Origin of the sequence: Melioribacter sp., assembly GCF_049325435.1 — a bacterium.
In the GTDB taxonomy this organism is placed as follows: domain Bacteria; phylum Bacteroidota; class Ignavibacteria; order Ignavibacteriales; family Melioribacteraceae; genus Melioribacter; species Melioribacter roseus.
This window is the reverse complement of sequence record NZ_JBMOLD010000012.1, coordinates 22,389-32,500: the sequence shown is the minus strand read 5'-3', so window position 1 is coordinate 32,500 and position 10,112 is coordinate 22,389. Positions and strand designations below refer to the sequence as shown.

General features: G+C 41.3%; 10 protein-coding genes (1 of these 10 only partly in view). 4 read left to right on the top strand and 6 right to left on the bottom strand.

Annotated features, from left to right (window positions below; all coding sequences use genetic code 11):
- The 3 genes in view from ACOYVE_RS08225 to dprA are tightly spaced (each overlapping or abutting the next) and all read left to right on the top strand, a layout consistent with a single transcriptional unit that may run on beyond the window.
- Positions 1-133, top strand: partial view of a hypothetical protein gene (locus tag ACOYVE_RS08225; protein ID WP_014856454.1) — the 3' portion only. Its footprint begins 113 nt before the window's first position; the window shows 133 of its 246 coding nt (coding positions 114-246); the start codon falls outside the window, past its left edge; it ends in the stop codon at positions 131-133.
- The gene (locus tag ACOYVE_RS08220; RefSeq protein ID WP_014856453.1) at positions 133-420 is read left to right on the top strand and encodes a EutN/CcmL family microcompartment protein; all 288 of its coding nucleotides are present in this window, start codon (positions 133-135) and stop codon (positions 418-420) included. Before ACOYVE_RS08225 ends, ACOYVE_RS08220 begins: the two co-directional genes overlap by 1 nt.
- On the top strand, positions 392-1,549 hold the full coding sequence (gene dprA, locus ACOYVE_RS08215) for a DNA-processing protein DprA (protein WP_333782435.1): 1,158 nt from the start codon (positions 392-394) through the stop codon (positions 1,547-1,549). The genes ACOYVE_RS08220 and dprA overlap by 29 nt, the downstream gene beginning before the upstream one ends.
- Here the strand turns inward: dprA and ACOYVE_RS08210 are convergent.
- The 6 genes from ACOYVE_RS08210 to ACOYVE_RS08185 form a co-directional block, all read right to left on the bottom strand.
- Positions 1,546-2,841, bottom strand: a complete 1,296-nt coding sequence (locus ACOYVE_RS08210; protein ID WP_014856451.1) for a replication-associated recombination protein A — start codon at positions 2,839-2,841, stop codon at positions 1,546-1,548. The two genes, dprA and ACOYVE_RS08210, sit on opposite strands and share 4 nt — an antisense overlap.
- Entirely contained in the window at positions 2,831-3,124 is a 294-nt protein-coding gene (locus ACOYVE_RS08205) for an FtsB family cell division protein (RefSeq protein ID WP_014856450.1), read from the bottom strand. Before ACOYVE_RS08205 ends, ACOYVE_RS08210 begins: the two co-directional genes overlap by 11 nt.
- Complete coding sequence (locus ACOYVE_RS08200; RefSeq protein WP_014856449.1) at positions 3,121-4,125, bottom strand: D-alanine--D-alanine ligase family protein; 1,005 nt, start codon at positions 4,123-4,125, stop codon at positions 3,121-3,123. The genes ACOYVE_RS08205 and ACOYVE_RS08200 overlap by 4 nt, the downstream gene beginning before the upstream one ends.
- 77 nt (positions 4,126-4,202) lie before the next feature.
- Positions 4,203-5,201 carry a Gfo/Idh/MocA family protein gene (locus ACOYVE_RS08195; protein ID WP_014856448.1) on the bottom strand — a complete coding sequence of 333 codons (999 nt, stop codon included), beginning with the start codon at positions 5,199-5,201 and terminating at the stop codon, positions 4,203-4,205.
- Between the two features lies 1 nt (position 5,202).
- Complete coding sequence (locus ACOYVE_RS08190) at positions 5,203-6,156, bottom strand: methylenetetrahydrofolate reductase (RefSeq protein ID WP_041356034.1); 954 nt, start codon at positions 6,154-6,156, stop codon at positions 5,203-5,205.
- 57 nt (positions 6,157-6,213) lie between these two features.
- The gene (locus tag ACOYVE_RS08185) at positions 6,214-8,679 is read right to left on the bottom strand and encodes a penicillin acylase family protein (protein ID WP_014856446.1); all 2,466 of its coding nucleotides are present in this window, start codon (positions 8,677-8,679) and stop codon (positions 6,214-6,216) included.
- Between the two features lie 116 nt (positions 8,680-8,795).
- Between ACOYVE_RS08185 and rmuC the strand changes: the two genes are divergently transcribed.
- Positions 8,796-10,073 (top strand): DNA recombination protein RmuC, encoded by a 1,278-nt coding sequence (gene rmuC, locus ACOYVE_RS08180; RefSeq protein ID WP_014856445.1) that lies wholly within the window; start codon positions 8,796-8,798, stop codon positions 10,071-10,073.
- Positions 10,074-10,112: the final 39 nt, after the last annotated feature.

Here is a 10,112-nt window from a genome sequence, read left to right as displayed (position 1 = left end):
TATTGCAGGCTACTATTTAATGTCAATTTCTCCGTGGGATAATCCGACAGCCCTCAATTTTTCTCCTATAGTTCTGTTAATTGCTTATGCGGTGGTAATTCCTATTTCAATCTTATATAAGAAGAAAAAATAATGTTTCTTGCAGAAGTTATTGGCAATGTTGTTTCTACTGTTAAAAATCAATATCTTAAAGGCCACAAGTTACTCCTCGTCCATGAAATAAGTCCTGAAGGCAACAAAATCGGGAAGAAAGATATTTTAGCGCTCGATTTAGTCGATTCGGGTATTGGCGACAAAGTTTTGGTAGTCAGAGAAGGCGACGCGGTTCAACAGATACTGGGTCATAGCAACGCCCCTGTAAATACTATGATTGTCGCAGTTGTCGACAATATTGATATCGCGGAGGAAACAATTACATAAAGATAGATTGCAAGACGAAAAATTCAATAATTTAGTTTCCTTAAAAACCCTCCTTTCAGTTGATGGTATTGGTCCCTATAAAATCTTCATGCTTCTTAATAAATTCAAATCGTTCCGGAATATCTTATCCGCAGAGAAATCCGAACTTATGCGCATAGACGGAATATCAAATAAAATAGCGGAAAGAATAATAAATGCGCCTAAAAGAATCGATTCATATGAGTCAAAAGTAGCCTCCGAGTTGAATTTAATGCATAAATTAAACGGCAAAGTTGTTACATATTGGGACGAAGAGTATCCGGAATTATTACGCAATATTTATTATCCGCCGTTGATCTTATATATAGCCGGTAATTTTGATAGCAGCGACAAATACGGAGTGGCGATAGTGGGCACCCGCAAACCGACAAATTACGGAATTCAACAGGCAGAAAAATTCGCTTCGGAGTTGGTAAAAAAAGGGATAATCATAATTAGCGGACTTGCACGGGGAATCGACTCGTATGCCCATCGCGCAGCGATTAACAGCGGCGGCAGAACAATTGCAGTAATAGGCAGCGGAGTCGACGTTATTTATCCGCCGGAAAACGCCCGGTTGTTCAAACAGATAACAGAACAAGGAGCGATAGTTTCCGAGTTCGAGCCCGGCACAAAGCCGGACGCACAAAACTTCCCGAGGCGCAATCGGATAATTTCCGGATTGAGCCTTGGCGTTTTAATTATTGAGACACGGCAAAACGGGGGCGCAATGCAGACCGCCGCCTACGCGCTCGATCAGAACCGTGAAATCTTCGCTCTGCCCGGTAATGTAAATTCTCCCCAGTCCGAAGGACCTAACCTTCTCATTCAAAAAGGAGAAGCAAAATTAGTAATAACAGCCGACGATGTATTGGACGAATTAGGCAGTAAACTGGGACCTGAAAAAAAGATCGGTAAAAAAAACGAACATGTATCCCTCTCCTTATTTGAAGAAAAAATAATTGAAGCGCTGGGCAACGAAGCTTTACACATAGATATCATAGCGGATAAAGCTGCTATGAACACATCCGAGTGCCTGGTTCATCTTTTGTCGCTGGAATTCAAAGGATTGGTCAAACAATTGCCGGGCAAAATATTCATGAGCGTCTAATATTTTTTTAGTTTTTTCCAGATCGAACTTAATCTCTCTTTCAAGTTTTTTTCCAAACCGTTTTCCGTGGGACGATAATACTGCTTTCCTTTCATCTCCTCGGGCAGATAATTTTCTTCGATGAAATGAGCCGGGTAGTCATGCGGATATTTATATTCTTTTCCGTAACCGAGATTTTTCATCAATTTCGTCGGGGCGTTCCTCAAATGGAAAGGTACGGGGTAGAGAGGAAGATTTTTTACATCTCTTTGAGCTTCCTGAATCGCCAAATATGCGGCGTTGCTTTTAGGAGCCGAGGCCAAATAAGTAGCGCATTGCGACAGAATAATTCTAGCTTCGGGCATTCCAATTTTATGGCAGGCTTCGAATGCGGCTTCCGCCAATATCAATGCATTCGGCATGGCGTTGCCGATATCCTCGGCTGCAAGAATAACCATCCTTCTGGCAATAAAAAGCGGGTCTTCCCCGCCCTCGAGCATACGCGCCAGCCAGTAGACCGCAGCGTCGGGGTCCGAGCCTCGTATGCTTTTTATAAATGCCGATATTAAATTGTAATGTTCCTCGCCAGATTTATCGTATATGATGTTTTTCTTTTGTAGAACATTTTCTATAAGAGATTTTGTAATCACAATTTCTTCATTGTCGATCTCGTGTAATACGGCAGCTTCCAAAATATTAAGCATCATACGGGCGTCGCCGCCGGATGCAATTATCAAGTAGTCGGGATTTTCAATCTTAATTTTTAGCGACGACAGGAATTCATCTTTCTCGACCGCTCTGTTGAGAATTTTAATCAAATCTTCTTTACTCAACTCGTTGAGCACGAAGATTCTCAATCGCGACCTCAAAGGCGGTATAATTTCAAAGGAGGGATTTTCGGTGGTTGCGCCGATCAAAGTAATCTCGCCTTTTTCCACCGATGAAAGCAGAGCGTCCTGCTGGGATTTGTTGTACCTGTGTATTTCGTCAATAAACAACAAGGTGTTTCTATTATAGAGAAAATTCTCTTTTGCCTTTTCGATTACCTGACGCAAATCTTTGACTCCCGAAGATACGGCATTGAGCTGGAAGAATTCCGAATTCGTAGCTTCCGCCAGTATTACCGCCAGGGTCGTTTTGCCCGTGCCCGGCGGTCCCCACAAAATCAACGACCCCGGAATCTTATTTTCAATCATTACTCTAATCGGTTTATTCTTTCCGACTAGATGTTCCTGACCGATAAATTCATCCAGACTTTGGGGACGTATTCTTTCAGGCAGCGGTATCCTCGGTATCTCCCTTTTATTTTTCATCTTCTTCTATTAATATTTCCTGTTCGTAAGGTTTATACATATGATATTTTTCGCGGGCTACTTTTTCAATCGTTCGGAGGCTGTACTTTAATGAATCTATTTCTTTCTGCAAATCGTACAAAGTTTTTTCGGCATTACGGATTTTATTGTCCAGCTCGTTAATCTCGCCTCTTAATTTCATATATTTTACTATTCCGTTTTCATTGAACAACAAATAAAAAAAAGCCGACAGAAAAAGGAAAAAAACAAGGAAATTTATAAGCTTACTTTTATACTTGTTCATTTTAATGCCGACTTAACGATTCTGTCGATTAATTCTTCGAATGAAATTCCTACGGCATTTGCCATTTTGGGAAACAAACTTGTGGAAGTCATGCCCGGCAATGTATTGACCTCAAGGCAGTAGGACTTAAAATCCCCGGTCATTCTGAAATCGATTCTTGCGTATTGTCTGCATCCGACCGAGTTATACGCAAGTAGAGCTTGCGACTGTATGTGCCGCGCTACATTTTCGGGAATTTCAGCCGGAACGATATAGTCGCTTTTTCCTGAAGTATATTTCGATTCGTAATCATAAAATCCTGAACGAGGAATAATTTCGAGCGCCGGCAGCGCCCTGTTTTCGAGGATGCCGACGGTGATTTCCCTGCCCGGTATAAATTCTTCGATTAAAACGTTCTCCGAATACTCGAAAGCGCGCTCGACAGCTACTGCGAGAGAATCGGGCTCGCGGCATATTGAGATCCCGACTGTTGAGCCCTCGTCGTTAGGTTTTATTACGCACGGGAATCCGAAAAACTTTTCGATTTTCTTTTTAATTAAATCCGTGTCGTTACCGTCGCGTGATACGATAAACCATCGAGGAGTTTTTACGTCGTAATGTTGAAACATAATTTTAGTCATGAACTTATTCATTGCCAGCGAGCTTGACAAAACACCGGAGCCAGTGTATTTGAGATTTCGCATTTCGAGCAAGGATTGAATTCGACCGTCTTCACCCCATTTGCCATGCAAAGCCAGAAATGCCACATCGACATCGTCAAACAAGGCGGAATTTATGATATCTATATAATTCCGCGCGGATAAAGGGAAGATGTCATCCGCTCCGAAAAACAATTCCACATCTTCAGGCTGCGACAAACCGTATGCCGGATCGATTACCGTTACATTATAATTGAGATTCTTCAGCGCGGAATAGATCGATTTTCCGGTTGCTTTAGAAACTTTTCTTTCGGACGACACGCCGCCGACCAGGAGAGCTACATTAATTTCAGAATTTTGCATAGAGCGTAACCAATTTATATCATAGATAAAATACTTTCGTAGAGAAATTGATAATTGAATACGGTCAGTCTAATAAATCAGCCTTCAATCTTTTCAATCAAACGAATATTATTCAAACCGTCTTCGCCGCTAACTACCGGAATTTTATTTTGTAAAAATGATTTTTGGACCGACCTGATAACAAAAGCTATTTTGTTGAATTTTTTTCTGAACACCATTTTAGCCTCGCCTTTCAGGTCGATTGTAATTTTAGTTATAAAATTTCGCTTGTCTATTTTACTTTCGATATTAATTGAACCGTTGAATCCTATGATATCGAGCCGGATAAAGGGTTTCTTTGTATCGTAAGAAACATTAAACAAACCGTAACCGCCATTGATAAATTTAATAATGGCAGCGGCAAAATCGTCTACTTCGCTCTTGTAAATAACGTTATCCATAAATCCTTTTACTTCGGATACTTCGCCGCCGAAATAACGCATTAAATCGACTACAATAGCCCCGGTGTCTCTCAATACGCCTCCTCCGCTCAATTCTTTTTTAAATCTGAAATTATCCGCGGGCGGCATATCGATATGATACGAAGCATTGATGGCAACCAGCTTACCCAATATATTTTTGTCTATTAGCTCCTTTACTTTTATTATCAGCGGATGGAAACGATGTATGTGATTTATTGCAAATTGAACGTTATTTTCTTTACAAATTCTTACCATCTCTTCGGCTTGCGCTGAATTAAGAGCAATCGGCCTTTCACAAAAAACATGTTTGCCCGCTTTTGCGGCTTCGATTACCTGATAATAATGGTCGTTATTCTTACTCGATATATAGACCGCGTCGATACCGGAATTTAAGAATGCCCGATAATCGTCATAAAAATTCGGAGCTCCGAATTTGGAGGCAATCTCGTGAGCGCGTTTAGGGTCATGACTGTATACCGATATTAGTCGGCTTCGTTTAACTAATTGGAGCGAGGGCAGAAAAACATTTTCCAGAAAATATCCGCATCCTGCGACGCCCCATTTCAGCTTGCGGGGTAAAGGCACTTTCAGATTAATATTTTTCGGCGTTGCCATCTCAGTACCCTAATTTTTTCATAAGCAATTTTATCGGCCGGGAATTCTGCATTATATAGAAATGAATAGCGGGAACATTGTTGTTGAGTAATTCTTCCACCTGTTTGTATGCCCAATTGATGCCTATATCCAAAGCGTGTTCGGGTTTTGCAGCTTCGAGTTCGTCCGCCAATTCGGTGGGTATGTCGATAAAAAAGTTTTTCGGCAAAGTGTAAGCGTGTTTTTTAGACGTAATTATTTTCAAGCCCGGAATAATCGGCGCGTCAATGCCTTCCTGGCGGCAAAGTTTTACATAGTCGAAATAATATTTGTTGTCATAGAACATTTGAGTAACGATGTAAGAAGCGCCGGCGTCAATTTTTGCCTTTGTGTATTTAATGTCCGAAATGAGATTCGGCGCTTCGAAATGTTTTTCGGGATACCCGCTTGTGCCGATGCAAAAATCCATCGGTTCGGCGTCGAGCAAACCGTCTTCGAGGTATTTACCTTTATTCAAATCGTTGATTTGTTTAATCAAATCGACAGCGTATTCGTTAACGCTTCGTCCGAATTTCAACGGTTTTCTGAAGCCGTTGTCGTCGCCCCTTATTGCCAAAACATTGTCGATTTGTAAGTAATGCAATTCGATTAAAAAGTCCTCGGTTTCTTCCTTAGTAAATCCGGTGCAGAGCACGTGCGGCACTGCATCTATATTGTATTTATTCTGAATAAGAGCGCAGATTCCAAGCGTGCCGGGTCTTTTCCTCTTAACTTTCATTTTAATTTCGCCGCCGGGGGTCTCTTCGTAAACCACTTCCGCGGGGTGGCTTGTAATGTCGATAAAAGGCGGATTGTATTTTACGATGTCGTCGAGAACATTTAACAATTCTTTTATGTCTCCGCCTCTTTTGGGCGGAATGATTTCAAAGCTGATCAATGTGTCGTTTGACTTTTCCAGATGCTCTATTACTTTCATTTTATCCCGATTAATTTGTTTTAACAAATTTACTATTTTTCATACTAATTATATCAGCTAATTTGTTTCCTTCGTTTTCAAAACTAACTTATGGACAGATTTTTCTTTGAATTCATCTTCATTCAGCGGAACGACATGATATTTACCGTCGAGCCACATTTCCGTCATGTCCCTGTAATGCGGACTGATAAAGTTTCCCGATTGTCCCGTCGGCATAATAAATTTAATATAGTCGGGATTAGCGAAATCGTATATGTATCTCATTGAAGGTCCCAGGATATTTTCAAACGGTTTCTCTTTATTTATGTATTCTGTGTCTCCTTTGTCGAACAATGTTACAAAAGAATATTCCGTATTGAAGACGGTGGTGCCGTCGCCTCCTATTGGGAACGGCCCGATGTCAATTAATTTGTCTGCAAGGGAAGAAATTCCATGGAACATATGCTTGAAAGTAACGCTGTGAATTTTACCCCATTGCCAATCAACCGGATTTTTACCGTAATTTATTTCAAGGTAGCTCAACGCGTCTACAAGACTTTTCCTTAATATATCGTTCTTATTTTCTTTTCGTGGCGTCGTAACGTCGTCAAATAAAGGATTACTATCTTCTCCCAGCAACTCGTAAATTTTTCTGTAAGGTACGTTGGCAAGTATTACATACTCTTTTATTAAATCGGGACCTAGTTCGTCTTCAAAAGTATTTTTAATAAGGAAATAGAGAAAAGCGGAATAGATTGACGGGGTTTGACTGCCGGCTTTCATGTTATAGTCCCAGTTACGTAACAGTTCGAGAACAAGCTCCAGATTTGCGTCTTTAATTTTTACGTTTTCGAAACCTTTCAATAAATTTTCGGTAAGGAACCTTGCATAAGGCGAGACGAAATCCGTTTGATAGTTTCTAAAGTCGTCCGGCGTATGCAGCCCTCTGGAATTCAGAAGCTGCGTAATACGTTCAATACGAGAAGACGGCTCCCAGATATTCGAGATGTGATAAGGAAAAGTTTTTATTGTTTTATTATTTGCGGATGCAATGTATCCTTTTTCGGGATTAAAAAGTTTGGGCATCATATCGTACGGCACATATCCCTTCCAGTCGGAATTCGTGGTTGTTCCGTCGTAAATTAATGTAGGGCTGGCATTATTGCGCGCGGGCAATAAAGCGGCGCAAACGTATCCGATGTTGCCTTCCTTATCTGCATAAATAAAATTCTGTCCCGGCACATTAAAGTATTTCAACGCGGCCAAAAATTCCCGCCAATTGTTCGCCCTGTTGAGTAAGAAGGAAGAGAGCAGTTCGTTCGTAAAATCATTCCCTGTCCATCTCATGCTTATCTGTAAATTTTCCGATTTTTTGTTTATGAGACGATACGGATGAATGCCGGAAATTATCGGTCCTCGATGCGTATGCCTAATTACAAATTTATGGTAGCCTTTGTTTTTTATGTAAATCGAGTCGGTTCTAACGTCGAGATTTTTCCATTGACCGTCTACAAAATAACGGTTGTTGATTGTGTCGATTTGCTCGATATAAAAATCGGCGTCGTCGGCCATTACGTTAGTCATTGCCCATGCAATATTTCTGTTTTTCCCGATAACTATCGACGGAAGTCCCGGCAGAGTAAATCCTTCTGCGTTCCATTCTTTCGACCTTATTAATGCGAAGTACCATTTGCCCGGGGCTGAAAAAGCAAGATGGGGATCGTTGGCAATTATCGGTTTCCCAGTAGCCGACCTTTTTCCCGAAACCGCCCAGCTATTCGAACCGATATGCGTGCCAATAAAGCCCGTAAATTTTCTAAATTCCCTGTCGGTTTTAATCAATTCGAGAGGCGCTTCTGCAAAACGGTTGAATCTGTCGTCGATAATCAAAGGCGCATTTTCGGGATAATCTGGTAAAAGCTCCGCCGCTTTTTCTTTCCCGATTTTTTTTATTATATGAGCGAACGCCACATCCGACCACCAGCTAAGATTCAATTCCCAAGCCATCATCTTGGCAATAATAAGGCTATGCTCGGGTTTCCATTTATACGGTTCGTAACCGAGTAACCCGAATTCAACCGGGTATTTCCCTCCGGCTTCATCGATAAATTTATTTACTCCGTTTGAATAAGCAATCAAAATTTTTCTGGTAGTCGTATCGATCCGTTTATAAGATTCCGACGCGGTCCCGGCAATGCCGACCGTGCGAAACATTAAATCGAAAGGCGCAGTTTTATCGCCGAATATTTCGCTGAGCCTGCCTTCCCCCGCTCTTCGAGCAATATCCATTTGAAAAAGCCTTTCCTGAGCGTGCAGGTATCCGAGCGCGTAGGCGGCGTCTTCCTGGCTTTTGGCAATTATCATCGGAACTGCCATCGAGTCCCGGTAAATGATCGCTTCCGAGCCGATTCTGTTGTCCGTCACCGTCCCGTCATATTGAGGCAAAGTTCTCTTGACCATTATATACGACACGAGAGAGACTGCGAGCAATAAAAGGATAAGAAATATTGTCCAACCGATTAAATGTTTTTTCCACTTTTTCATCAATGCGCCTCAGAATAACATTCCAAAATTAAAAAATTATTGAGTCTGTTATCATCATAATTTAATATTAACGACAATTTTTTTATGTTACGCATGACAAAACAGCGGAAAGAAGAATGAACGAAATAATATTAATTCTGTTTGGCATTGCAGTCGTAATTTTATTCATATTGATATTAAAGAAATTATCGGGAGAAAAAGACAAACCGATCAAAGAGGACCTCGAAAGGATAGACAGGTCGTTCAGAGACGAAATAGCGCGCAACAGGGACGAAATTTCAAAAAGCCTCAGGATGCAACGCGAAGAGATGAGCTCTTCAATAAAAAGTTTCAGTCGGGATCTAACCGAAAGATTATTTGAGATTGCAAAGATGCAAAAAGACCAGCTCGATATTTTCGCCAAGCAGCTGTCGCAACTTACCCAGACCAACGAACAAAAATTCGATACGTTGCAATCAAGAGTCGACGACAAACTGAAAGAGATAATACAGAACAACGAAAAGAAACTAGAAGAGATGCGAATGACGGTCGACGAAAAATTGCAAAGCACGCTCGAAAAAAGGTTGAGCGAATCTTTCAAACTCGTAAGCGATCGCCTTGAGCAGGTTTATAAAGGACTTGGCGACATGCAGGAATTAGCCAGAGGCGTCGGCGATCTGAAAAACGTATTGACGAATATTAAAACCAGAGGCACGTGGGGTGAAATCCAACTTGAAAACTTAATAGACCAGATTTTGACACGAGAACAATACGAAAAAAATGTTTCGACAAAAAAAGGAAGCAATGAAAAAGTAGAATTCGCAATCAAATTACCGGGCAGAGACAACTCGAAAGAAGAAACAGTATGGCTCCCGATCGACGCAAAATTCCCCATAGAAGATTATCAAAGATTACTCGAAGCTCAGGAGGCGGCGGATATTGAAGGAATAAACGATGCATCAAAAAAAATAGAGAATACAATAAAAAGCGAAGCCAAAAAAATTGCCGATAAATATCTTGACCCGCCAAACACAACGGACTTCGCCATAATGTTTTTGCCGATTGAAGGACTTTATGCCGAAGTTTTGAGACGGCCCGGACTTGCCGATAATCTCCAGAGAGAATTCCGCGTAACAATCGCGGGGCCAACTACGCTTACGGCATTGTTAAACAGTTTGCAAATGGGATTCAGAACTTTGGCAATCGAAAAGCGTTCGAGCGAGGTATGGAAAATTTTGGGAGCGGTAAAAACGGAATTCGGTAAATTCGGTACGGTTCTGGAAGCCACTCAGAAAAAACTGCAGGAAGCTTCGAACAAAATCGAGGAAGCAGCCCGCTCGTCGCGGAAAATAGAACGCAAATTGAGGGACGTACAGGAATTGCCGCCCGACGAAGGTTTGAAATTATTGGAGTAAAAAGAATCCCGCATTCAGAGGCGGGATTCTTAATTATAT